Raw genomic sequence first — 23431 nt, forward strand, 5'->3', positions numbered from 1 at the left:
TATGAAAATCGATAATAAAATGCCACATCATCACAGTTTCGCACAACAAAATAATTCACTTTCAGTGGCAGGCCTCTCTATTGATGATATTGCCCAGCTCTTAGGGAGTACGCCTTTCTATGTCTACGATAAAAAACAAATCATTGATAGGGTAACGTCATTAAAAGCACTATTACCTCAACAAGTAAAATTGCACTACGCCATTAAAGCTAACCCTTTGCCAAGCTTGGTACATATGATTTCTCAACATGTTTCAGGCTTTGATGTTGCATCGAATAAAGAAATGCTTCTGGCCTTGCAAACAAATATTTCTGCAACGGACATTAGCTTTGCTGGCCCAGGAAAAACACCTCAAGATTTGCGCTCTGCTATTATTGCCAATGTAACGCTACATGTTGAATCTGCATCAGAAATATCTAAGATCGAAACCATAGCAGCTAGCTTGAGAAGAACAGCCAATATAGCAATTCGTATAAACCCTAAATTCGAATTAAAAGCCTCTGGCATGAAAATGTCAGGTGGTGCAAAGCCTTTTGGTATTGATGAGGAACAAGTTGAATCAGTGCTTAAAAATATAAACAAAAACTACATTAAGCTGTGTGGTTTTCATATCTATAGTGGCTCACAAAACCTCAATGCAGATGCCATTATTGAATGTCACCAACAAACCCTCTCCTTAGCGAATAACTTAATCACATTAGCGTATGAAAATAACCATCAACCACTTGCATATATTAATATTGGTGGTGGCTTAGGCGTACCTTACTTTAATCATGAGTCACCTTTAGATGTAGAAAAAGTATGTCAACATCTATCTAGCTTATTAGCACAGTACTCAAGTGCATTATCAGGTATTGATATTGTAATGGAATTAGGCAGATATTTAGTCGCAGAAGCCGGCCTCTACGTGACTAAAGTTATTGATAAAAAAATATCTCGTGGTACACAATACTTGGTTTGTGATGGCGGCTTACATCACCACTTGGCTAATTCAGGCAATTTTGGCCAGGTAATTCGAAAGAATTATCCTGTGATGCTTGAGCAATGTAAATCAAGCAAAACTGACCAAGAAGAAACTGTTACTGTCGTCGGTCCATTATGTACCCCGTTAGATGTTCTCGCAGACAATGTTACCTTAACCAAAGCTAGCCAAGGTGATTACTTTATTGTTTTTCAGTCAGGTGCTTACGGTGCATCAGCAAGCCCCAATAATTTTTTAAGCCAGCCCGCATTACAAGAAATCTTACTTTAACTCGTTTCACCACGATTATTTATTAGTCAAAAATACGGCTATCTTCAAGGAAGCAGCTATACTAGTGTTAGTTTACCTAGTCAGTAGTTTTTTACTTTGGTTGTACCGACTCTAGGCACAGGACAAACCATTTAAATAATTCTTGATGGAATAAAGATGAATTGGAACAAGCGCTTACTTAAAACTCCAGTTCTTGGTGATATTACCAAGAAAATTGTGTCTATAAAGGCCAGTAGAGAAGCGCATAGTATTGCCGATCATTTTACCCAATTTCTGCAACCTCAAATTGCTACCAGTGAAGAATTAAGAAGTGAAGTATTTAAAATTCGGCACAACGTTTATTGCGAGGAGTTGGCTTTTGAAGATATCAGGGAAGATGGTGAAGAGAAAGATGAGTTTGATGAGCAATCCATATTTTCACTGATAAAGCATAAACCTTCTAATACTTTTACCAGTTGTGTGCGTTTAGTAAAGTCAGGTGGCCCTGACCAGCTGCTTCCTATTGAAAAATATTGTATGAGCTCAATTACCAATGCCAATTTAAGCCCGGAACGTTTTAATCGTGCTGAAATAGCCGAAATATCACGTCTAGCGGTAAAGTCTGATTTTAGACGCCGTCAAGCAGATAAGTTCAAAGGTTCAGGTACTGGTGTTATCAGTGAAACATCCTATTCCGAAACAGAATTACGTTGTTTTCCTTTTATTGCCATAGGTCTATACATGGCTGCGGCGACCATGGGCATGAATACAGGTATTCGCCATGTCTATGTAATGATGGAGCCGCGTTTAGCTCGCAGTATGAAATTTATAGGCATAACCTTCCAGCAATTAGGCGCACCTGTTGAATACCATGGCTTAAGAGCCCCATATTATATTAGCCCTGATATTTTCATGAGTAATTTATCTCCTGGATTTAAAAGCCTCTATCAAACTATCGAGTTAGATATTTGCCAGCAACTAGAACAACTAGGCTAATCACCCTCACCTATCACATTATTGCAAAAGACATCATTATGGAGCTTATAAATGTCAGCAAAGATACTCAGCACAATCGAAGAAACCTTATCAAATTCAACCATTATATCTAGCGACGAATCCATACTAAACATTTACCTTCAAGGTACCGAGGGGCTTAATCAGCTCGATGGCAAACAACGCAACATTATTGCCGTAGTGAAAGTAGCAAAAGCGACTGAAATACAATTACTGTTGAACTTAGCAAACCAGTTTTCGCATCAACCATCACTAAAGTTTACTATTTATCCAATAAGTACAGGTAACAATTGGGGTTATGGCACGAGTCAACCAGCCAGCATTGAAAATAATGTCGTATTATTAGATTTGAGTGCATTAACAAATATTAGCCATTTTGATGAGACATTAGGATTAGTGACCCTTGAACCCGGTGTAACTCAACAGCAATTAAGTGATTATCTACGACAAAATAATCATGATTACATGGTACCTGTTACTGGTGCAGGGCCTAATTGCTCAATACTTGCCAATGCGCTAGAGCGAGGATATGGAATCACTCCATATACTGATCATTTTGGCGCTGTAACGAGTATTCATGGTTATTGGGCTGATGGCAGACCTTTTCATTCAGCTATTTGTGAACTTGATCAATCAACAGAGAAGTTTGCTGATAAAACCTTTAAATGGGGCTTAGGACCTTATTTAGATGGTTTATTCACGCAATCTAATTTTGCCATTGCCACACAAATGACTATCCGATTGGCTAAATTAAAACCTGCATTTGTCTCATTTTTTATACAAATAGAAGATGATGCTTTACTCGAAGAGGTTGTGCCATTAATTAGGCAAACCTTACAAGACTATGAAGGTATTGTCGGCTCCATTAATTTATTAGATCAAAGACGATTACTTTCTATGTTTGCCAAAAACCCTCACGGTTGTGAGCAGCATAACTTGTCCCTTGAAGAAGTAAAACACCTCGCTAAAAAACAGCAAGCTCCTTGTTGGACAGTCGTCGGTAGTATCTATGGAAGTAAAGGTGTCGTAAAAGTAGTACAACAAGAAGTTGATAGTATTTTCAAAAAAATGCCATGTAAACGAGTCTATTCAAATAGCCTACAAATCACTTTACCTAAAAAGCTTATTAGTATAATTCCGCGCTGGCTAGTAAAGCGTATTGCTATACTCTCTATGGCCGCTGAACAGCTTGATTCATTTGATAAAGGTAAAGAAATCATGCTAGGTAAGCCGAATACCGTTGCCTTAAAACTCGCCTACTGGCGACATAATCAAGCAGCATCCTTTGATAAAAAGAACTTATCACCCAGCGAAGATAATTGTGGATTACTTTGGTATGCTCCATTAATAACCATGAAAGCAAAAAATATGCGTGAGTTTATCAATTTTGTCCGTGAAACCTGCCCCAAATATAATATTGAACCGTTCATCACTTTCACAAATTTAAGGCATGACTGTGTTGATAGTACTATTCCAATCGTTTTTGATTTAAACAACCCTCAAGCGGTTAAAGATGCGCACGCTTGTTTGAAAGAACTGGTCATTGCGGGACTAAAAAAAGGCTTTGTTCCCTATCGACTGAATATAGATCAGCAACAATGGCTGCTTGATAAAGAAAGTGATTTTTGGCAAACCGTTAATCAATTAAAGGCTGCAATTGACCCTAACGATATTCTTAGTTTAGGGCGCTATAACCCAAGATAAATACAATAAAAAAAAGCTGCCATTGGCAGCTTTTCAAATAATTAACTAGGCTTCTATTCGGGTAATATCAGCGCCTAATCCTTGCAACTTATCTTCAATACGCAAGTAGCCACGATCAATATGATAGATCCTATCAACCTGTGTTGGCGATTTAGCGACTAAACCTGCAATCACTAAACTTGCTGAGGCTCTTAAATCGGTAGCCATTACTTGGGCTCCATGCAATTCTTCCACACCTTTAACAATAGCAGTATTACCCTCTAAAGAGATATCAGCCCCCATACGTTGTAATTCAGGAACATGCATAAAACGATTCTCAAAAATAGTTTCGATAACCGTTGCGGTTCCTTGAGCAAGTACATTGAGAGTCATAAACTGAGCTTGCATATCAGTAGGAAAAGCCGGATGTGGCGCAGTTCGTACATTTACAGCTTTTGCAGGTGATGGCATATTTAATTCTATCCAATCTGCCCCTGTAGTAATCTCAGCACCCGCTTCCTGCAATTTACTCAACACAGCTTCCATAGATGTGGGATCGGTGTTTAAGCACTTTATATGCCCTTGAGTAACAGCAGCTGCGACTAGGAATGTTCCTGTCTCAATTCGATCTGGCATTACCCGATATTGACTACCTTGTAATTCACTAACACCTTCAATAACTAAAGTATCCGTACCAGCGCCCGACACTTTCGCGCCCATGCTAATTAAGCATTCTGCCAAATCAACAATTTCAGGCTCTCTTGCCGCATTTTCAATGACTGTAGTCCCTTCAGCTAAAGCGGCTGCCATCATTAAATTCTCAGTACCCGTAACACTGACGGTGTCCATGAAAATGTTTGCACCTGTCAATCGACCTTCTTTTTTAGCCACGATATAGCCGTTTTCAACTTCAATATCAGCGCCCATTAGTTTTAAGCCTTGAATATGAAGATCAACAGGCCTTGCACCAATTGCACAACCACCCGGCAATGAAACTTCTGCATGACCCATACGTGCAAGCAATGGGCCTAACACCAAAATAGATGCTCGCATTGTCTTCACTAAGTCATAAGGTGCGCGACATAAATCAATAGTTGAAGCATCAATGGATAACTTATCTTCTGATAACCACTCTGTTTTAGCACCAAGTTGAGTTAACAACTTTACCGTTGTTAATATATCGTTCAACCGCGGAACATTAGAAAAAACTATTGGTGTTTTTGATAATAGTGCCGACATTAAAATAGGTAGGGCTGCATTCTTTGCCCCTGAGATAACAACGTCGCCGCGTAGTGGATTTCCACCAATAACTTTAAATGCGTCCAAAATAACTTACTACTTACTTAAAAATAAAAACCGAGGTTAGTATACACAATCAAGGTAAAACTAACTGTTAAATAATTTATCACGTTGCCACTGCTGATTATTAAATGTTTTCACAGAAACAGCGTGAACTTTTCCTTCTTGGATGATATCGGCTAATGGCGCTAATACAGCCTGTTGACGCTTAACGCGACTTAATGAGTCAAAGATATCACTGACAGCAACAATACTACACTGAGAACCGTCAAAACTAACTTTTAACTCATCTAGCTCTAATGCATTTGATATTAATTGCCTTACTAGCGCTTCTACTTCATTTGTTTCCAAGGTTTTCTCCTAATATTTTTTACTAAACAGAGTATAAGCACTCTACTCGTTTACTCAATAGATTTCTTTGCCATTATTTTATGGGCAATAATCCCTTAACACCACTAAGTTGTATTAAGTTTTTTAATTTTACAGGTAACTGGGTAAATTGGATCTGACAAGATAAAGCCTGTGCTTGTTCAAGCAGGTTAAACAACCAAGCAAGTCCTGCGGTATCTACCGCATTTAATGCCGATAAATCAATTAACCTATAATCAGTTGAACAAAGTGACTTCACATCGTTAACTGAAATAGTCAGTAATGTGTGGCGGGTAAGTTCACCAGTGAGATATGCTATTTCATCGGTAAAATGTAACTTTATATCACTCAACGGCTAACCCTTTTTTAATGCATCAACACTGCTTTTGGCGGCTGTAGATTTATTGCTGTTTTTAAAAACAATATCTCGCTCACTTTTCTTTTTAAGCATTTGGGTCACATAAGGAAGTCCTTTTTGCCTAATAATGCTGCCAAGTTCAGCTTGCTTCGAATCAAGTAAACTTACCCCTTCAGCGACCATATCGTATGCTGCCCATTTTTGTGTTTTTTTATTTTTTCTTACTTTAAATGAAACATCAATATTATCTCTACCTGGCATCACCACTATAGTATTCACCGCAACAATTTTCTTACCTGAAAAATCACGCGCAGGGGCAAATTCAACTTCTTGATTATCATATAACGTAAAAACCTGCGCATAAGAAGTAACTAAATACTCTTTAAAAACAGGAACAAAAGCACGCCTTTCTGCATCAGTTGTTTTTTTAAGATGTTTACCTATTACCTTAAAGGCTGAATATTTATAGTTTACATAAGGCATTAACTCCTCACGAACTATGTTTTTTAAAAGATTTGGGTTAGCTTGTATGGCCTGTTGTTCATCAGCAAAACGTTTAAAAGTAATACCGGCAACTTCCTTAATCATGTGATAAGGATTAGATTGATCAGCTAAAAGCTCATTTGCCCAACTAACATTGACGCTAGTAGCAATAACTAGACTTACAGTAAGACGTGAAATCCACTGTGCTAGTTTATTTGTTGCCATACTCGTTGAAAAAAAACTCATAACCTTTCTCTTTTTACTCATTACTCGTCACCACTTCCTTGGCTAAATAAAAACTGTCCTATTAACTCCTCAAGTACTAAAGCGGGTTTAGTATCTTCTATATAGTCACCGGGTTGCAACGTATCTAAAGACTCGTCAATAAAGCCAGGTTGCAGGCCAACATATTGCTCTCCTAGCAAACCAGAAGTTAAGATAGCCACTGACGTCGCTTCTGAAAAGTTATTATAGTCTGTATAAATTTCTAAAGTGACAATAGGCGTATAATCTTCATCATCAAGAGAGATATCGCTCACTCGACCCACGACAACCCCACCAACTTTTACTGGTGAGCGTACCTTTAAACCGCCAATATTATCAAACTTTGCAAATAAATTATAACTTGCACCACTGCCTGCTATACCAGTATTAGCCACTTTCAGAGACAACACCAATAATGCAGCCAATCCCAATGCAACAAAAAAACCTACCCACAACTCAACTTTCTTAGACACCATGTCTTCACCAATACTCTTTGAAAATCATCAACTAACATCACTGTTAGTTAACTAAATAGCCACTTACTTTGTAAACATAAGTGCCGTTAAAATAAAATCTAACCCTAATACTAACAAGGATGACTGTACCACTGTTGCAGTGGTTGCTTTACTTATACCCTCAGACGTCGGTTCACAATCATAGCCTTTATAAACCGCGATCCAAGTAACAACAAAAGCAAAAACAAGACTTTTAATAATGCCATTCATGATATCTTTATTAAAATCAACTTGATCTTGCATAACAGACCAAAAGGTGCCTGAATCAACCCCTAACCAGTCAACCCCAACTAAATGAGCACCAAAAATCCCGACCATAGAAAAAATTGCTGCTAACAAAGGTAAGCTTATAAATCCAGCCCAAAACCTAGGAGCAATAACTCGTCTTAGCGGATCTACTGCCATCATTTCAAGACTAGATAACTGTTCAGTCGCCTTCATCAAACCGATCTCAGCGGTCAGTGCAGAACCTGCTCGTCCCGCAAATAGCAGTGCAGCGACCACGGGACCTAATTCTCTTAATAGTGATAAGGCAACCATTGGTCCTAAGCTGGCTTCAGCGCCATAACTCACCAAAATAGTATAACCTTGTAAAGCCAAAACCATGCCAATGAATGCACCAGAGACGACAATGATTATCAGTGACATTACCCCGACACTGTACAATTGCTGTAACAATAACGGTAAACCCTTTCTTGGGTTTGGCATATGCATTAAGGCAGAACTTAAGGTTATAACAGCTCTACCTAGCCCAGTTATTTGCGCAATAGTAATACGACCGAGCTGCTCAATTTTATTCATCATGTTGCGTTATTGCCTTTAACTAATTCGCCTTGATAATCAGATGCGGGGAAGTGGAAAGGTACCGGCCCATCAGACTCCCCTTGAACAAACTGCTGTACCAAAGCAGAATTATCAGCAAGAACTTGTTCAGGAGTTCCCTGCCCGATAACGCGTTGTTCAGCGACGATATAAATGTAGTCTGCGATGCTCATTACTTCAGGAACATCATGAGAAACAACCACAGAAGTCAGTCCTAAAGCATCATTTAATGAGCGAATTAAGCGCACAATTACCCCCATCGAAATAGGATCTTGTCCGGCAAAGGGTTCATCATATAAAATTAACTCAGGATCAAGCGCAATTGCTCGAGCCAAAGCGACGCGTCTTGCCATACCGCCAGAAAGTTCACTAGGTTGAAGGTGCCTTGCCCCTCGAAGCCCAACAGCCTCTAATTTCATTAAGACTATTTTCTCAATAATATTTTCTGGTAATTGCGTGTGCTCTCTAATAGGAAATGCGATATTGTCATAGACACTCATGTCAGTAAACAATGCACCGCTTTGAAATAACATACTCATTCGCTTTCTCGTTTCGTATAAATCATTTCGAGAAAGCTTAGGGATATTTTTATCTTCAAAATAAATATTGCCGCTATCAGGCGTTAACTGGCCACCGATCAATCTCAATAAAGTTGTTTTACCAATACCACTGGGCCCCATAATGGCAGTCACTTTTCCCTTTGGGATAGACAAGCTAATATCATTATAGATAATTCGTTCGCCACGGCTGAATGTGAGGTTTTCAATTTCAACTAAATTGGTTGAAGATAATGAGTTTGTCATTTATTAAACATCAATGTTATTAAAAGGAGCTGGCACGAGCCTAACTGAAGTTGATTTTACCTGAGCAACAAAAATTGTTCATTAGAAATAACGCAAATAACTTAGATTTTATGTAAGAAAAATCACCTCATTTGTAAGTAAATGATCATTTTTCCAATCTTATTGTTCAAAAGTAAGGCAAAATAACAATTTTTTACCTGCTTTAGGCATTAATTACTTTTTTTTTGCGGCGCAACCAGCGACAATTTACCCCTTATACCAATGGTAATTGGTATCATCTGTGGAGTTTTGAATGTTACAACAAGTTTTAATTTTAGCGATGTCCTTAGTTGCTTTAGTATGGAGTGCAGACAAATTTGTCTTTGGCGCCTCATCCCTTGCAAGAAATTTAGGGATATCGCCAATGATCATTGGCTTAACTATTGTCGCAATGGGCTCTTCTGCCCCCGAAATGATGACCGCAGCAACCGCGTCTTTACAAGGTACACCAAACTTAGCTATTGGTAATGCTATCGGTTCTAATATAACGAATATAGCTTTAGTGCTTGGTATTACAGCATTAATGCAGCCTTTAACCGTTTCCTCTCAAACGGTTAAGCGTGAAATCCCACTCATTCTCATCATTTCAGCCATCGCTTATTTAATTTTATTTGATCAATATTTTAGCTTTAGTGAAGGATTACAACTATTCATTGGTTTTTTTATTTACATCGCTGCCTTATTAATAATCACCTTAAAAAGAACCAAAGGAAAAAAAAGTGATGACCCTTTAATTATTGAAGCAGAACAAGATGTGGCTGAGCCTGTTGAATTAAAGTTTTCTATCATGTGGGTCATCGTCGGCTTAATTATATTACCTACCAGCGCCAGTTATTTAGTCGACTCATCTGTTTATATAGCCAAAGCATTCGGTATTAGTGATTTAGTCATAGGTCTAACGATTGTTGCTATTGGCACCAGTTTGCCTGAGCTTGCCGCCAGCATTATGAGTATCATCAAAAAAGAAGATGATTTAGCATTAGGTAATATTATTGGCTCAAACATCTTCAATATTTTAGCGGTCTTATCCCTTGCCGGTATAATAGCCCCTGGTAATATCGATGCTCTAGCCGCAACACGAGATGCTCCATACATGTTGGGTGTGACCTTACTGCTGTTTGTATTATGCTTTAGCCGTAAATTCGGTTACTTTAGAATTACTCGAGCAAAAGGCGCCTTATTATTACTTACCTTTGTCGCGTATCAAGTATTACTTTTTAGCCAAATAAACAACTAATCAAGAAACGCTTTTATGAAAGATTTTAAACAGTTAGCGAAAAATGTAATTAATATAGAGCAACAGGCTATTGCAGACTTGTTGCAATATATTGATGATAAGTTTGAACAGGCATGCCAACTCATGTATCACTGTAAAGGTCGTGTGATAGTTATTGGCATGGGTAAATCCGGTCATATTGGTGGTAAAATAGCAGCAACACTTGCAAGTACCGGTACCCCAGCGTTTTTTGTTCACCCAGGTGAAGCAAGTCATGGTGATTTAGGCATGATCACCAGTGAAGATGTCGTGCTAACTATATCTAACTCAGGTGAAACTCATGAAGTATTAGCAATTATTCCCGTGATTAAGCGCATTGGTGCCAAGCTAATTTCTATGACAGGAAACGAAACATCAACTTTAGCACAACTTGCTGACACTCATGTTTGCATTAAAGTGTCAGAAGAAGCCTGCCCATTAGGCTTAGCGCCAACATCCAGTACCACTGCAACATTGGTTATGGGCGACGCCTTGGCTGTTGCATTACTCAATGCTCGCGGTTTTACTGCAGATGACTTTGCACTATCTCACCCTGGTGGCAGTTTAGGCAAACGTCTGCTTTTACGATTGAGTGACATTATGCATAAGGGTGAGCGTTTACCTGTGGTTTCAGAAAGCGCTTTAATAAAAGATGCTCTTGTTGAAATGTCATTAAAAGGTCTTGGAATGACCGCCATCGTGAATGAAAAAAACAATTTACAAGGTATTTTCACAGATGGTGATTTACGTCGAATTCTTGATGAAAAGATAGATATCCATCATGATAAAATCAGCACGGTAATGACGACATCACCAAGTACTGCGCAAGAAGAAATGCTGGCAGCTCAAGCGTTAAAAATAATGGAAGATAAGAAGATCAATGGCTTGATTATCATTAATCATTTAAATCAACCCGTCGGTGCGATGAATATGCACGACTTGCTTAGTTCTGGAGTTTTGTAAAGTGAATACCTTATATGGTGACGTTTCAACAAATGTCTTAGAAAAAGCTAAGCATATTAAATTACTCGTTTGTGATGTTGATGGTGTTTTTTCAGACGGCAGAATCTATCTTGGTAATCAAGGCGAAGAACTCAAAGCGTTTCATACGAAAGATGGCTTTGGCGTAAAGGCACTAGGCGCAAGTGGTGTGCAAGTGGCAATTATTACAGGTCGAACATCTGCCATTGTAGAAAATCGCATGAAAGCACTTAACGTTGCTCACATCATTCAAGGACAAGAAGATAAACTCCCTGCCTTAATCACATTAGCACAACAATTAAATATTAATATGTCAAACATTGCTTATATTGGTGATGACATGCCTGATCTACCCTGTATAGAGCACGTTGGTTTAGGTGTTAGTGTTTCAGATGCTCACCCCTTAGTGCTTAATGGTGCCGACTTCACTACGTTTACCCGCGGCGGATTTGGCGCGGTAAGAGAAGTGTGTGATTTGATTATGCAAAGCCAAAATACTCTTTTGACGGCCACAGGCGCGAGTGTATGAATCGACTGAATAGTTTAGCACTTTTTGTTCTACTTTTAAGTGCCATGATTTATGGCATTATTGAATGGCGAAGTGCGCTAAACGAAGAAGAAAGTATCATCGATGATGAACTATCTCCAGATTTCATTGCCGAATCATTAAAGAGTAATATTTATACGGACACTGGAAAGTTATCGCATACTATTGAAGCTGATCGTATGGAGCACTATTCAACACTTGCGATGACACATTTTGAATTGCCTGACTATACCTTGCATCCCAAAAATACTAGTGAACCATGGAAGTTAACGGCAAAAGAAGCAACACTGTATAAAGATAATAGAGTAGTATTAAACCACCGAGTACGGTTAAAATCGACAGAGGAACACAGTTTAATTGAAGAAATTCACTGTAAGTATTTAGAACTCGACCTGACTACAAATATCATCAGTTCCGAACAAACGGTGATGGTAATTGGTAAAGATTTTACTATGTATGGTTCAGGGTTAATTATTGACCTAAACACCAAGCAAATGACATTAACCGAACATGTACGCACAATTTATAAAAAGAATAATGATGATTAAATTTTACGAAAACTCAACAGCCCTTTCTTTACCTCGTAAGGTCAAGGTAGGATTATTATTCCTCGCTAGCACTATGCTTTTTAGTCACTCAACGCTGGCTGCTAAAAAAGATTTAGAGCAAGAAATCACGATAAAGTCACAACGACAATCAGCTGATTTAAAAAATAAAATTGCCAGTTACTTAGACGATGTAAATATTCAACAAGGTTCAATTTCTATCAAGGCTGATATTGTTCAAGTGTTTAGTAATAACAAAGACACCGAAGTCGAGAAAGCTGATATTTACCTTGCAAAGGGTAAACCTGCAATTTTCCAACAACAGCTAGAAGATGGTAGCTTAATCAGTCTACAAGCAGATGAAATAAAGTATCAACCAAATATTAATCTTATTACTGTCTCAGGTAATGCTGTAGTAAAACAAGCAGGTAGTGAAGTTAGTGGTAGTAAAATTACTTACAATACCCTAAATGAAAAACTTGAAGCAGAAAGTAATAGTAATGAAGCCGTAACCACCATATTACAACCTACTATTTTGAAAAACCAAAAAGATAAGAAAGATAAGAAAGATAAAAAGAAACAAGGCGATAACAGTGACAACAACTAATGCTTCAACGACAACGCCTTCAATTTTAATTGCCGACGCTCTAGCAAAGTCCTATAAAGGCAGACAAGTTGTTAAGAGTGTTAGTTTACAAGTTGAGTCTGGGCAAATTGTCGGTTTACTTGGGCCCAATGGTGCAGGAAAAACAACTTCTTTTTATATGATTGTTGGCTTAGTTCCTAATGATCATGGGCAAATTATTCTAAATGAACAAGACCTCACTTTGGCACCTATGCATGAAAGAGCTCGCCAGGGTATTGGCTACTTACCTCAAGAAGCCTCCATTTTCAGAAAATTAACCGTAACTGAAAATATAATGGCCATTTTACAAACTCAAAAAGAATTATCTGAGCAGCAACGTGCTGAAAAGCTGGAACATTTACTTGAAGAGTTTAATATTTGTCATATCAAAGATAACTTAGGCATGAGTTTATCCGGTGGTGAAAGACGCCGAGTTGAAATCGCTAGAGCATTAGCCGCCGATCCAGAATTTATCCTTTTAGATGAACCTTTTGCTGGAGTTGACCCAATTTCCGTTGGCGACATCAAAAAAATCATCATACACTTAAAGCAAAGAGGCATTGGCATCTTAATTACTGACCACAATGTGCGAGAAACTTTAGACGTTTGTGAACATGCTTATATTGTTAGTCATGGAGAAATTATCGCAGAAGGTAATGCAGATCAAATTCTAGCGAATCAAAAGGTCAGAGATGTATACCTTGGCGAGCAATTCACGCTATAGTTAAATAACAAATAAACAAACTCAGCTATATTAATTAGAACAGGAAAAAGTTAAACCTAGATGCGCCCAACATTACAGCTTAGAATTGGACAACAATTAACCATGACGCCACAACTGCAACAAGCTATAAAGCTTTTGCAGCTATCTACGTTAGAGCTACAACAAGAAATTCAAGAAGCACTAGAAAGTAACCCGCTACTGGAAGTCGAAGAAAGTCAAACCAGTGAAAGCAATTCCGATCAAAATAATTTAGAAGAGGCTTATTCAGCCGAAGCAATACCTGAACGAGTAGACACGCCTGAAGTAGAAGCCAGCGCAAGTATTGATGAAATTAGTACCACTGAAGCGATGGAAAAAAATGACATTCCAGAAGAGCTTAATATCGATACTACATGGGAAGAAAGTTACAGCGCAGGTGTATCGAATACAGGGGCTGTAAGTAGCCCAGCTGATGATTTTACTTATCAAGGTGAGACCACCGATTCAATTCAAGATCACTTACTTTGGCAAATGGAATTAACTCCGTTTTCAGATACCGATAAAACCGTGGCAACTGCCATTATTGAAGCCGTAGATGATGCTGGTTATTTAACCGTATCAGCTGAAGATATCTTAGAAAGTGTGGGTATTGAAGATCTTGAGCTTGATGAAGTTGAAGCTGTTCTTAAACGAATTAATATGTTTGATCCGATTGGGGTTGCTGCACGCTCTATTCCTGAATGTTTGCTAATTCAATTAAATCAGTTTGATAAAGACACGCCATTTCTTGAAGAAAGTAAACGTATCATTCATGAGCATATCGACCTATTAGGTAATCGCGATTATCGTCAATTAATGCGTAAGACTAAACTTAAAGAAGATCAATTGCGTGAAGTCATGCGTTTAATTCAAAGTTTAAATCCCCGCCCTGGCGATGCTGTGATAAAAGGTGATGATCAATACGTCATTCCTGATGTTTCTGTTGAAAAGAAAAATGGTCGTTGGGTTGTTGAGCTAAACTCTGATAGTGCGCCTAAGTTATCAATTAATCAGCAATACGCAGCGATGACAAAGACCATGAAGTCCTCAACTGATGGGCAATTTATTCGTGCAAACTTACAAGAAGCTAAGTGGTTTATCAAAAGTCTAGAATCGCGCAATGACACGCTTCTTAAGGTGTCTAATTGCATCGTACAACGCCAACAAGGCTTTTTAGAGCACGGAGCAGAAGCGATGCGCCCTATGGTACTCAACGATATTGCAGAAGCAGTAGATATGCATGAGTCAACCATATCACGGGTAACCACGCAAAAATACATGCATACACCTCGAGGAATATTTGAGCTTAAGTATTTCTTCTCAAGTCATGTTAGTACTGAAAATGGCGGCGAATGTTCATCAACAGCTATACGCTCACTCATTAAAAAACTCATCTTAGCGGAAACACCTGCCAAACCGTTAAGTGATAGTAAAATGGCAGATTTATTAGCAGAACAAGGCATTAAAGTGGCTAGGCGAACTATAGCTAAATATAGAGAATCATTATCTATTCCGCCGTCTAACCAGCGAAAAAGTCTCTTATAGAACAAAAAAGGATACAGCTTATGCAAATTAATCTTTCTGGACATCACGTTGAAGTAACCAGCTCTTTAAAAGAATACGTTAATACAAAGTTTGCAAAACTTGAAAGGCACTTTGATCATATAAACAATGTGCATGTGGTACTAACCGTAGAAAAACTAGACCAAAAAGCTGAAGCAACAGTACACATGAGTGGGAATGAAGTTTTCGCTTCTTCTGTAAACGCTGACATGTATGCATCAATAGATACACTTGTTGATAAGTTAGACCGTCAAATCCTCAAACATAAGGGCAAAATCGCCCATCACTAAAGCTTTGCTTTATCTGAACTATGAAATTACAAGATATTTTAACGCTGAACTGCACGTCTTGTGCAGTTCCAGCTGCAAGTAAAAAACGCATTCTAGAAAAAATTTGTCAAATAGCGGCCAGTGAAGTCGGCAACGCAGATCCAGGCGACCTTCTGGATAGCTTGCTTGATCGAGAGAAAATGGGAAGTACTGGGATTGGTAATGGCATTGCTATTCCTCATGGCCGATTGACCCATACAAATAAAGCCGTAGCAGTGCTACTTACAACCGAAGAAGCGATAGATTTTGATGCTATTGATAATCGTGATGTTGATATCTTTATTAGTTTATTTGTCCCTGAAGATCGCTGTAAAGAACACCTAGATACACTGCAAAGTATTGCTAAACTCTTCAGTGATAAGCAAACATTAAAGCAAGTAAGAAAGTGTTCAAATGACAAGCAATTATATGATTTGGTACAGCAAGCAAGCTAAAAAACAGCCTTCTCAATCATTTAGTTATGTCTCAAAAAAGCTTAGGTATAAAGATGAAATTAATTATTGTCAGTGGACGATCTGGCTCTGGTAAATCCGTTGCTCTTAGAGTTTTAGAAGATTTAGGCTATTACTGCGTTGATAATATTCCGGTGAATTTATTACCCGCTTTAACACATACGGTAATCAATGATTATGAAACGGTTGCCGTTAGCCTAGACGTACGAAACTTACCGAATGATCCTCAGGATATTCCTGAAATTATCGGTTATTTGCCTAACGCTGTTGAAGTTACCACTTTATATTTAGATGCTGATGATAATGATTTGATCCGCCGCTTCAGTGAGACGCGTCGTTTACACCCTTTAATTAAAGAGAATATTGCACTCGATCAAGCGATTGCTTTAGAAAAAAAATTGCTTGAACCCATTTCCACTAGCGCTGATTTATACATTAATACCAGCCAGTTAACACCACACCAGTTAGCGGATCTTGTCAGAGAAAGAATCTTAGGCAAAAAAACTGGTTCCATGGTTTTAGTTTTTCAATCATTTGGTTTCAAACATGGTATACCGGTTGATGCTGATTATGTTTTCGATGCGCGATTTTTACCAAACCCATTTTGGGAGAAATCATTAAAGGGACAAACTGGGCTTGATCAAGGCGTCAAAGACTTTTTAGCTAGCCAGCCCATCGTGACAAAATTCGTCTGGCAAATTAATAGCTTTATGATGACCTGGTTACCTCATCTAGAGCGCAATAACCGTAGTTATGTCACTATTGCCATTGGCTGTACTGGCGGTAAGCATAGATCAGTGTATATCGCCGAGTTACTAGCCAATAATTTTAGAAAAGAGCGAGAGGATATTCAAAGTCATCATCGCGATATTGACGTTAAATCAACATAAGTGCACTCAATTTAACTGATAAGGTTTACCTTTATGCATTCTCAACAGGTGATGATTTGTAATAAATTAGGCTTACATGCACGAGCAGCAACAAAGCTTGCTCAATTAAGCCAAAAGTTTAGTGCCAAAATCACCTTAGAATTAGAAGATAAAACTGCTGATGCCAGTAGTATTATGGCATTAATGTTACTCGCAGGTGCTCAAGGAAAAACTGTTAACATCACAACCGAAGGTGAAGATGCTCAGCAAGCGCTTTCAGAAATTTGCCAACTCATTAGCGATAAATTTGATGAAAGTGAATAGTTACACAGACATTCTTTTTTAATTCATCATAAAATTGCTGATAAAACCACAGAGTTACGATAAACTTAATTCATACATCATGTAGCGGTTTGAAAAACATAGCTTTCTTCTATGCTTTTAAATCAACCTGTTTCCCTTTGTTGCCAACATTCACATTTTTATGTGTATTTAGAAAATAAACAGAGTCGCTATGCCAGAAATTACAGAGCAAGAATACAACCAACAACGCTTACAGCAAGTTAACGAAGCCCTTGGTAGTGGTATGTTTGTCTATGTGCGTAAGTTATTACAGCACATGCCTGCATTCGACCTTGCTCTGATCCTTGAGTCTTCACCCGCCAAAAGCCGTCCTGTTCTTTGGCAACTGATTGATCCTGACTTTCATGGTGAAGTGTTAGAAGAGCTCAGTGAAGAAGTACGTAAAGGTATTTTAAAAAGTATGCGACCAGAAAAACTGGCCGCAGTTGCAGAAGGCATGGATGTCGATGATTTAGCAGAAGTACTAAGAACGCTTCCAGATAGCGTTTACAAAGAAGTGCTTAACTCCATGGATTCTCAAGATAGAAGTCGCGTTGAAACGGCACTATCTTATGAGGAAGATACCGCTGGCGGTATCATGAATACCGATACAATTACTCTACGACCTGATGTCAGTGTAGATGTAGTACTGCGTTACCTTAGATTAAAGGGTGAACTTCCTGAATCCACCGATTCATTTTATGTGGTCGATAGAAATAATCACTTCATTGGTGCCGTTTCTCTTGCCGCCATTGTAACAGCTAAGCCTGAAATTATCGTATCAACCTTAATCGATGATGACGTAGAAGCGGTGTTAGCAGAATTAACCGAGCAAGATGTCGCCCAGCTATTTGAACGTCATGATTGGCTTTCAGCTCCTGTTATAGATCAAAAAGGTCACTTACTTGGTCGTATCACCATTGATGATGTTATTGATGTCATCAGAGAAGAAGCCGAACATTCCATGATGAGTATGGCGGGTTTAGATGATGAGGCTGATACTTTTGCACCGGTATTAAAAAGTACTAAACAACGCTCACTATGGTTAGGTGTTAATTTAATTACGGCGTTAATGGCCGTGGCCGTCACTAGTATGTTCGAAGGTATTTTTGCGCAACTTGCTATCCTCGCCGTATTAAACTCACTTGTACCAAGTATGGGCGGAGTAGCCGGCAATCAAACCTTAACCCTTGTTATTCGTGGTATCGCTTTAGGTCATGTTGGTGAAAGTAATGCCAAAGCATTACTTTATAAAGAAGCGGCCATTGGTTTTTTAAATGGTATTATATGGGCCGTGCTTATTGCCAGTGTTGTGGCCATTTGGAAACAAGATTTAATGCTAGGCGGTATCATTGCTTTTGCCATGCTAATGAACATGACGGCAGCAGGTCTTGCCGGAGTAGGTATTCCTTTAATACTGAAGAAAATGAATATCGACCCAGCATTAGCAGGCAGTGTCATTATTACCACAGTGACAGATGTGGTTGGTATCTTTGCCTTTCTTGGTACGGCTACGCTACTGCTTACCTAATAATTTCAGCAGTAACACACCATTACCTTTTATTTAAACCTTTTATCTAAATAGTTTACTCACTAATGCCCTGCAACTTGCATTTCGTCAATTAAGATTGAACCTGTTCTAATACTTCCACGAAGGTCGACATCAGAGCCTACAGCAACAATTCCTTTAAACATTTGTGATAAATTTCCAGCAATAGTAATCTCACTGACGGGGTATTTTATCTCGCCATTTTCTACCCAGAAACCTGCAGCACCACGAGAGTAATCACCATTTACCACATTTACACCTTGACCCATTAACTCAGTTACTAATAAGCCAGTGCCCAAGGTTTTTAACATGGCGTCAAAATCGCCCGAATGTCCGCCTGCTTCGACTAACCAGTTATGAATGCCGCCCGCGTGACCTGTAGTGCTTAACCCCAGTTTTCTTGCTGAATAACTCGTTAATAGATAAGTTTCTAATGCACCTTGAGTAATGATATTTCTATCAACTGTCGCTACACCTTCATTATCAAATGAACTGCTCGCTAATGCTTTGGCAATATGTGGACGTTCAGTAATATTTAAGAAATCAGGAAAAATGTCATTACCAAGCTGATCGAGTAAAAATGATGACTTACGGTATAAGTTACCACCGCTAATGGCTGCAATAAAGTGCCCCCAAATAGAGTTAGCGATATCGGCACGAAAAAGCACAGGTACCTTTGCTGTCGATAATTTTTGTGCGTTTAATCTTGAAAGTACTTCTTGTGATGCTTGAAGCCCTATGCCTTTAGCATCCTCAAGTAAATTGAAATCTCGATTTACAGTGTATGCATAATCACGTTGCATATCCTCACCATCACTGGCAATCATGACACAACTTAAGCTATGTCGGGTGCTTGGATATCCCACTAGTTGACCATGACTATTACCATAGACTTTAAAGCCAGAAAAACTATCTAAGCTTGCACCATCTGAGTTTGTAATACGCTTATCTGCACTTAAAGCGCTTTGTTCACACTCTTTAGCTATTTCAATAGCTTGCTCTGTAGTTAGCTCTTGTGGGTGATATAAATCTAAATCTTTCGGATTCATCTCCAACATGGCTTTATCTGCGAGGCCAGAGCAATCATCAACCGAAGTATATTTAGCAATATTTACTGCTGCTTGTACTGCTTGCTTTAGTGCTCCGTCAGAAAGATCTGCAGTCGATGCACTACCTTTTCTACCTTGTTTATATACCGTAATACCTAAAGCACCATCATTGGTAAATTCAACATTCTCAACTTCTCCCATGCGCGTACCAACACTTAAACCTTGTTGGCGGCTCATAGCAACCTCGGCACCATCTGCACCCAAACTTTTTGCTAAATCTAGCACGGTAGCAACCCTTGTTTTTACTTCATCAAGTTGCTTTGTTAATTGATCATTTGCTTTACTGGCTACGGTCATATTTTCTTTCTACGGTTATTTACTCTACTTCAAATTTAGCTTGTGAGTATATTAATGGTATAATTGGCTAACACTATAAATGCAATCCACTTTTGATAACTATTATTATGCCCCACTCAGCTAACGATATCGACGATTTAGAGCAAGAATTAAAAAGTAAAACCGAAATAAAACGCGAAATGCACGAACTGCAAGATTTTGCGCAAAAATTAGTGGAAATGTCGAAGCATCAACGCAGTCGACTCCCCCTTACTGATGAATTATTAGATGCCATGATTGTTGCTGACAAAATCACCAATAAGCATGAAGCTTTACGCCGTCACATTCGCCATATTGCAAAAATTTTATTGGAAACTGATTTAGCCCCCATACACCAAGCAATTGATGTTATGGCAAACAAGCATCAGCAAGAAACCGCTAAATTTGTTCGTTTAGAGAACTTACGTGATGAGTTAATTGAGCAAGGTAATGAAGCCATTGAAGCTGCTTTAGTGGAAAAACCAACGATGGAAAGACAAAAGCTTAGGCAACTAGTTAGACATGCGAGTAAAGAAAAGAAAGCAGAAAAATTAGGTAAGCATTACCAAAATTTGTTCGCCTATCTAAAAGAGCATAGTTAATATCACACGGCAACTCTATTAATTTGGATTGTTATGAAAAACAAAAGCGGTAATTAGTTTCACTAATTACCGCTTTTTTATAATCTTTATTTAGCGTCTTAATTGCGCTTAAAGTTTATGCTAATAACGTGAACCAACCCATTAGCATTGGTAATAAAGGTAAGGCAACAAGAGCTGTTACAACCATAAATAAATGACGCTTAGATGAGCTATCTTTAAAATCTTCGTTATGTGACATCTTTAAATTCCTTAACTACACACTCACAATGAGTATAAAAAAGACGCGCATCATACCGATATTTACGGGAATTGAACAGCTTTTATTGATCTAGATCAATATAATTAAATACCCTATTGTATACCTATATTAAATTAACTTGATTCATCAACTAGTTAAGAATTTACCCTATGAGTCATTTCTATAGTTACTGAGTACCACCTATAGTCATTTCATCAACTTTTAATGTAGGCTGACCTACACCAACAGGAACACTCTGACCATCTTTGCCACAAACACCAACACCGGCATCAAGCTTTAAATCATTACCGACCATACTGACTTTTTTCATAGCCTCAGGACCACTACCTATCAATGTTGCCCCTTTAACAGGAGAAGTAATTTCACCATCTTCAATTAAATAGGCTTCAGAACTGGTAAAGACAAACTTTCCTGATGTAATATCAACCTGCCCACCGGCAAAGTTCGGCGCATAGATGCCTTTTTTCACTGATTTGATAATATCTTCTGGTTCTGATTCACCAGCCAACATATAGGTATTTGTCATTCGTGGCATTGGCAGATGTGCATAAGATTCACGTCGACCATTGCCTGTAGGGTTAACCCCCATTAAAGCCGCATTGTGCTTATCTTGCATGTAGCCTTTTAAAACACCTTTTTCTATCAGAATATTATATTGACCCGGCGTACCTTCATCATCCATAGAAATAGAACCACGCTTATTTGCCAAAGTGCCATCATCAACAATAGTACAAAGTTCAGAGGTTACTTGCTCACCCACTTTGCCAGAAAAAGCTGAAGAGCCTTTACGGTTAAAGTCACCTTCTAAGCCATGGCCAACCGCTTCATGTAATAACACACCTGGCCAACCCGCACCTAATACCACTGGGTATGTGCCAGCCGGTGCTTCAATAGCCACTAAGTTAACGAGTGCTTGGCGAACAGCTTCTTCTGCAAATGCCAAATAACGAGCTTTGCCTTGCTCAACCTCAAAGAAATAACTGTAATCAGTGCGAGCGCCACCGCCAGCACTTGCGCGTTCACGTTTGCCTTGGTCTTCAACTAAAACCGAACAATTTAACCGTACCAAAGGGCGAATGTCGGTGCCGTAAGTTCCATCAGTTGCTGCCACTAATACCTTTTCATAAACACCTGAAAGACTGACAATCACTTGAGTAACACGGCTATCTACCTGCCTTGCATGCGCCTCAACTTGATGTAGCAATTCAATCTTTTGCTCTTGAGTAAGGCTACCAAGGGGTTCAACAGATTGATAAACTTGGATAGGTGATTGTCGAGAAAATGCTTTGACCTTAACGCCATTAGCCTGATCTGCAATACCTTTAGCTGCATCGGCCGCTTTTTGTAGAGCAACGATTGAAATATCATCAGAATAGGCAAAGCCTGTTTTCTCACCTGAAATAGCTCGTACACCTACACCGCGCTCAATATTATAAGAGCCTTCTTTGACGATGCCATCTTCTAATACCCATGACTCATGCAAGCTTGATTGAAAATACAAATCTGCATAATCAACTTTTCTATCTTGCATACGGTTTAAAGTGGCTGATAAGACCTCTTCATCAATATTACTCTCAGCTAACAATGACTGCTCAACATTATTCATTTAAGACTTACCCAACTCTACTTTAATAATAAATTCGACACCAAAGGCATACTTTGGCGAATATGATTAACTTTTTCTAACTCAAATACTGCGCTTACGTAGCCTTCACCTTCAGGCAAGCAATCTAGCACTTCACCCCATGGGCTAATGATCATCGAATGCCCCCATGTTTCCCTGCCATTTGCATGAATTCCCTCTTGCGCTGAGGCAACAATATAAGCCTGATTCTCAATTGCTCGCGCTTTTAGTAAGGTTTCCCAATGTGCTTTACCTGTAACACGCGTAAAAGCGCTAGGAACGGTTATCACAGAAGCACCAAGTTTTGCTAATTGCTGAAACAATAGCGGGAAACGTAAATCAAAGCATATTGATAAACCAATATCTGCAAAGGGTGTATTAACCACTTTTGCTTCTGTTCCCGCCTTTGTAAAACGTGATTCACGATAGTTAGCTTCGCTGTCTGCTACATCAACATCAAACAAATGAATCTTATCATAGCTTGATAATAATTCTCCTTGAGGGCTAAAAACACAACACTGATTGGTAAATTTATCTTGAGCAGAGGTTAAAACAGGAATTGAACCTGCCACTAAGTAAATATTAAATTGCTGTGCTATCTCAGCTAAACTACTCATTAACTTGTTAGAGGGTTGCGATGATTTTGCCAATTCAAGTTGCTCACTATCTCGCCCACCAAAATATAAGCAGCATTCTGGCAAAACAACTAAATTAGCTGTTACGTCAGTTTCTTGCAGACTCTTCATTTTCTCTATCTGTTCTCTTATCGCCTGTAAGTTAGCACTTACATCAGGCTTAGAGCATAATTGAATTGCTGTTAGTTTAATCATCTTTTACTTTTGG

General features: G+C 38.7%; 27 protein-coding genes. 16 read left to right on the top strand and 11 right to left on the bottom strand.

Annotated elements, in window-relative coordinates; genetic code table 11:
* Position 1: 1 nt before the first annotated feature.
* From EPA86_RS04245 to EPA86_RS04255, 3 genes are all read left to right on the top strand, one after another.
* Positions 2 to 1252, top strand: coding sequence for a pyridoxal-dependent decarboxylase, exosortase A system-associated (locus tag EPA86_RS04245; protein ID WP_140602174.1), 1251 nt, complete (start codon positions 2 to 4; stop codon positions 1250 to 1252).
* A 156-nt stretch (positions 1253 to 1408) separates the two neighbouring features.
* Entirely contained in the window at positions 1409 to 2227 is an 819-nt protein-coding gene (locus EPA86_RS04250; RefSeq protein ID WP_140602175.1) for a PEP-CTERM/exosortase system-associated acyltransferase, read from the top strand.
* A gap of 51 nt (positions 2228 to 2278) precedes the next feature.
* Positions 2279 to 3949: an FAD-binding protein gene (locus EPA86_RS04255; RefSeq protein ID WP_140602176.1), complete on the top strand. Its 1671-nt coding sequence runs from the start codon at positions 2279 to 2281 to the stop codon at positions 3947 to 3949.
* Between the two features lie 45 nt (positions 3950 to 3994).
* Here the strand turns inward: EPA86_RS04255 and murA are convergent, their stop codons facing one another.
* The 7 genes from murA to mlaF form a co-directional block, all read right to left on the bottom strand.
* Entirely contained in the window at positions 3995 to 5254 is a 1260-nt protein-coding gene (gene murA / locus EPA86_RS04260) for a UDP-N-acetylglucosamine 1-carboxyvinyltransferase (RefSeq protein WP_140602177.1), read from the bottom strand.
* Positions 5255 to 5314: 60 nt separating this feature from the next.
* Entirely contained in the window at positions 5315 to 5578 is a 264-nt protein-coding gene (locus EPA86_RS04265; RefSeq protein ID WP_140602178.1) for a BolA family protein, read from the bottom strand.
* 73 nt (positions 5579 to 5651) lie between these two features.
* On the bottom strand, positions 5652 to 5948 hold the full coding sequence (locus EPA86_RS04270; protein WP_140602179.1) for an STAS domain-containing protein: 297 nt from the start codon (positions 5946 to 5948) through the stop codon (positions 5652 to 5654).
* Between the two features lie 3 nt (positions 5949 to 5951).
* Complete coding sequence (locus EPA86_RS04275; protein ID WP_246058250.1) at positions 5952 to 6683, bottom strand: ABC transporter substrate-binding protein; 732 nt, start codon at positions 6681 to 6683, stop codon at positions 5952 to 5954.
* 20 nt (positions 6684 to 6703) lie between these two features.
* Positions 6704 to 7177 carry an outer membrane lipid asymmetry maintenance protein MlaD gene (mlaD, locus tag EPA86_RS04280; protein ID WP_140602181.1) on the bottom strand — a complete coding sequence of 158 codons (474 nt, stop codon included), beginning with the start codon at positions 7175 to 7177 and terminating at the stop codon, positions 6704 to 6706.
* Positions 7178 to 7240: 63 nt separating this feature from the next.
* On the bottom strand, positions 7241 to 8017 hold the full coding sequence (mlaE, locus tag EPA86_RS04285) for a lipid asymmetry maintenance ABC transporter permease subunit MlaE (protein WP_140602257.1): 777 nt from the start codon (positions 8015 to 8017) through the stop codon (positions 7241 to 7243).
* Positions 8017 to 8841: a phospholipid ABC transporter ATP-binding protein MlaF gene (gene mlaF / locus EPA86_RS04290; protein ID WP_140602182.1), complete on the bottom strand. Its 825-nt coding sequence runs from the start codon at positions 8839 to 8841 to the stop codon at positions 8017 to 8019. Before mlaF ends, mlaE begins: the two co-directional genes overlap by 1 nt.
* A 292-nt stretch (positions 8842 to 9133) precedes the next feature.
* Between mlaF and EPA86_RS04295 the strand changes: the two genes are divergently transcribed.
* From EPA86_RS04295 to mgtE, 12 genes are all read left to right on the top strand, one after another.
* A complete protein-coding gene (locus tag EPA86_RS04295; protein WP_140602183.1) occupies positions 9134 to 10117 on the top strand; it encodes a calcium/sodium antiporter in 984 nt (327 codons plus the stop codon).
* A 15-nt stretch (positions 10118 to 10132) separates the two neighbouring features.
* Positions 10133 to 11098: a KpsF/GutQ family sugar-phosphate isomerase gene (locus EPA86_RS04300; protein ID WP_140602184.1), complete on the top strand. Its 966-nt coding sequence runs from the start codon at positions 10133 to 10135 to the stop codon at positions 11096 to 11098.
* A gap of 1 nt (position 11099) precedes the next feature.
* Positions 11100 to 11645, top strand: coding sequence for a 3-deoxy-manno-octulosonate-8-phosphatase KdsC (kdsC, locus tag EPA86_RS04305; protein ID WP_140602185.1), 546 nt, complete (start codon positions 11100 to 11102; stop codon positions 11643 to 11645).
* The gene (gene lptC, locus EPA86_RS04310; RefSeq protein ID WP_140602186.1) at positions 11642 to 12211 is read left to right on the top strand and encodes an LPS export ABC transporter periplasmic protein LptC; all 570 of its coding nucleotides are present in this window, start codon (positions 11642 to 11644) and stop codon (positions 12209 to 12211) included. The genes kdsC and lptC overlap by 4 nt, the downstream gene beginning before the upstream one ends.
* Positions 12204 to 12815: a lipopolysaccharide transport periplasmic protein LptA gene (lptA, locus tag EPA86_RS04315; protein ID WP_170309565.1), complete on the top strand. Its 612-nt coding sequence runs from the start codon at positions 12204 to 12206 to the stop codon at positions 12813 to 12815. Before lptC ends, lptA begins: the two co-directional genes overlap by 8 nt.
* A complete protein-coding gene (gene lptB / locus EPA86_RS04320) occupies positions 12802 to 13557 on the top strand; it encodes an LPS export ABC transporter ATP-binding protein (protein ID WP_246058251.1) in 756 nt (251 codons plus the stop codon). Before lptA ends, lptB begins: the two co-directional genes overlap by 14 nt.
* Before the next feature lie 60 nt (positions 13558 to 13617).
* A complete protein-coding gene (locus tag EPA86_RS04325; protein ID WP_140602187.1) occupies positions 13618 to 15120 on the top strand; it encodes an RNA polymerase factor sigma-54 in 1503 nt (500 codons plus the stop codon).
* A 20-nt stretch (positions 15121 to 15140) separates the two neighbouring features.
* A complete protein-coding gene (gene hpf, locus EPA86_RS04330; protein WP_140602188.1) occupies positions 15141 to 15428 on the top strand; it encodes a ribosome hibernation promoting factor in 288 nt (95 codons plus the stop codon).
* 20 nt (positions 15429 to 15448) lie between these two features.
* The gene (ptsN, locus tag EPA86_RS04335; protein WP_140602189.1) at positions 15449 to 15901 is read left to right on the top strand and encodes a PTS IIA-like nitrogen regulatory protein PtsN; all 453 of its coding nucleotides are present in this window, start codon (positions 15449 to 15451) and stop codon (positions 15899 to 15901) included.
* A gap of 53 nt (positions 15902 to 15954) precedes the next feature.
* Positions 15955 to 16809, top strand: a complete 855-nt coding sequence (rapZ, locus tag EPA86_RS04340; protein ID WP_140602190.1) for an RNase adapter RapZ — start codon at positions 15955 to 15957, stop codon at positions 16807 to 16809.
* A 33-nt stretch (positions 16810 to 16842) separates the two neighbouring features.
* Entirely contained in the window at positions 16843 to 17112 is a 270-nt protein-coding gene (locus tag EPA86_RS04345) for an HPr family phosphocarrier protein (protein ID WP_140602191.1), read from the top strand.
* Positions 17113 to 17302: 190 nt separating this feature from the next.
* On the top strand, positions 17303 to 18661 hold the full coding sequence (gene mgtE / locus EPA86_RS04350) for a magnesium transporter (protein WP_140602192.1): 1359 nt from the start codon (positions 17303 to 17305) through the stop codon (positions 18659 to 18661).
* 62 nt (positions 18662 to 18723) lie between these two features.
* Here mgtE and pmbA read toward each other — a convergent pair whose 3' ends face one another.
* Positions 18724 to 20085 (bottom strand): metalloprotease PmbA, encoded by a 1362-nt coding sequence (gene pmbA, locus EPA86_RS04355; protein WP_140602193.1) that lies wholly within the window; start codon positions 20083 to 20085, stop codon positions 18724 to 18726.
* Between the two features lie 92 nt (positions 20086 to 20177).
* On the opposite strand from pmbA, the gene yjgA reads away from it, so the two are divergent.
* Entirely contained in the window at positions 20178 to 20705 is a 528-nt protein-coding gene (yjgA, locus tag EPA86_RS04360; RefSeq protein ID WP_246058253.1) for a ribosome biogenesis factor YjgA, read from the top strand.
* Between the two features lie 115 nt (positions 20706 to 20820).
* On the opposite strand, the gene EPA86_RS18415 is transcribed toward yjgA, so the two are convergent.
* The 3 genes from EPA86_RS18415 to EPA86_RS04370 all read right to left on the bottom strand — a co-directional run bounded on the left by EPA86_RS18415 (position 20821) and on the right by EPA86_RS04370 (position 23418).
* Positions 20821 to 20943: a hypothetical protein gene (locus EPA86_RS18415; RefSeq protein WP_281284856.1), complete on the bottom strand. Its 123-nt coding sequence runs from the start codon at positions 20941 to 20943 to the stop codon at positions 20821 to 20823.
* A gap of 187 nt (positions 20944 to 21130) precedes the next feature.
* Positions 21131 to 22570, bottom strand: coding sequence for a metalloprotease TldD (tldD, locus tag EPA86_RS04365; protein WP_140602194.1), 1440 nt, complete (start codon positions 22568 to 22570; stop codon positions 21131 to 21133).
* Positions 22571 to 22587: 17 nt separating this feature from the next.
* The gene (locus tag EPA86_RS04370; protein WP_140602195.1) at positions 22588 to 23418 is read right to left on the bottom strand and encodes a carbon-nitrogen hydrolase family protein; all 831 of its coding nucleotides are present in this window, start codon (positions 23416 to 23418) and stop codon (positions 22588 to 22590) included.
* Between the last annotated feature and the right edge of the window lie 13 nt (positions 23419 to 23431).

Source organism: Litorilituus lipolyticus, assembly GCF_006439335.1.
GTDB classification, from domain to species: domain Bacteria; phylum Pseudomonadota; class Gammaproteobacteria; order Enterobacterales; family Alteromonadaceae; genus Colwellia; species Colwellia lipolytica.

Excerpts from the sequence above, each read along its gene's own strand:
- EPA86_RS18415 (WP_281284856.1), bottom strand. The coding sequence starts at position 20,943 with ATGTCACATAACGAAGATTTTAAAGATAGCTCATCTAAGCGTCATTTA.
- mgtE (WP_140602192.1), top strand. The coding sequence starts at position 17,303 with ATGCCAGAAATTACAGAGCAAGAATACAACCAACAACGCTTACAGCAA.
- EPA86_RS04295 (WP_140602183.1), top strand. The coding sequence starts at position 9,134 with ATGTTACAACAAGTTTTAATTTTAGCGATGTCCTTAGTTGCTTTAGTA.
- ptsN (WP_140602189.1), top strand. The coding sequence starts at position 15,449 with ATGAAATTACAAGATATTTTAACGCTGAACTGCACGTCTTGTGCAGTT.
- EPA86_RS04370 (WP_140602195.1), bottom strand. The coding sequence starts at position 23,418 with ATGATTAAACTAACAGCAATTCAATTATGCTCTAAGCCTGATGTAAGT.
- mlaF (WP_140602182.1), bottom strand. The coding sequence starts at position 8,841 with ATGACAAACTCATTATCTTCAACCAATTTAGTTGAAATTGAAAACCTC.
- EPA86_RS04245 (WP_140602174.1), top strand. The coding sequence starts at position 2 with ATGAAAATCGATAATAAAATGCCACATCATCACAGTTTCGCACAACAA.
- rapZ (WP_140602190.1), top strand. The coding sequence starts at position 15,955 with ATGAAATTAATTATTGTCAGTGGACGATCTGGCTCTGGTAAATCCGTT.
- hpf (WP_140602188.1), top strand. The coding sequence starts at position 15,141 with ATGCAAATTAATCTTTCTGGACATCACGTTGAAGTAACCAGCTCTTTA.
- EPA86_RS04255 (WP_140602176.1), top strand. The coding sequence starts at position 2,279 with ATGTCAGCAAAGATACTCAGCACAATCGAAGAAACCTTATCAAATTCA.
- lptC (WP_140602186.1), top strand. The coding sequence starts at position 11,642 with ATGAATCGACTGAATAGTTTAGCACTTTTTGTTCTACTTTTAAGTGCC.
- EPA86_RS04325 (WP_140602187.1), top strand. The coding sequence starts at position 13,618 with ATGCGCCCAACATTACAGCTTAGAATTGGACAACAATTAACCATGACG.
- pmbA (WP_140602193.1), bottom strand. The coding sequence starts at position 20,085 with ATGACCGTAGCCAGTAAAGCAAATGATCAATTAACAAAGCAACTTGAT.
- mlaD (WP_140602181.1), bottom strand. The coding sequence starts at position 7,177 with ATGGTGTCTAAGAAAGTTGAGTTGTGGGTAGGTTTTTTTGTTGCATTG.
- tldD (WP_140602194.1), bottom strand. The coding sequence starts at position 22,570 with ATGAATAATGTTGAGCAGTCATTGTTAGCTGAGAGTAATATTGATGAA.
- EPA86_RS04275 (WP_246058250.1), bottom strand. The coding sequence starts at position 6,683 with ATGAGTTTTTTTTCAACGAGTATGGCAACAAATAAACTAGCACAGTGG.
- lptA (WP_170309565.1), top strand. The coding sequence starts at position 12,204 with ATGATTAAATTTTACGAAAACTCAACAGCCCTTTCTTTACCTCGTAAG.
- mlaE (WP_140602257.1), bottom strand. The coding sequence starts at position 8,017 with ATGAATAAAATTGAGCAGCTCGGTCGTATTACTATTGCGCAAATAACT.
- EPA86_RS04345 (WP_140602191.1), top strand. The coding sequence starts at position 16,843 with ATGCATTCTCAACAGGTGATGATTTGTAATAAATTAGGCTTACATGCA.
- EPA86_RS04300 (WP_140602184.1), top strand. The coding sequence starts at position 10,133 with ATGAAAGATTTTAAACAGTTAGCGAAAAATGTAATTAATATAGAGCAA.
- EPA86_RS04250 (WP_140602175.1), top strand. The coding sequence starts at position 1,409 with ATGAATTGGAACAAGCGCTTACTTAAAACTCCAGTTCTTGGTGATATT.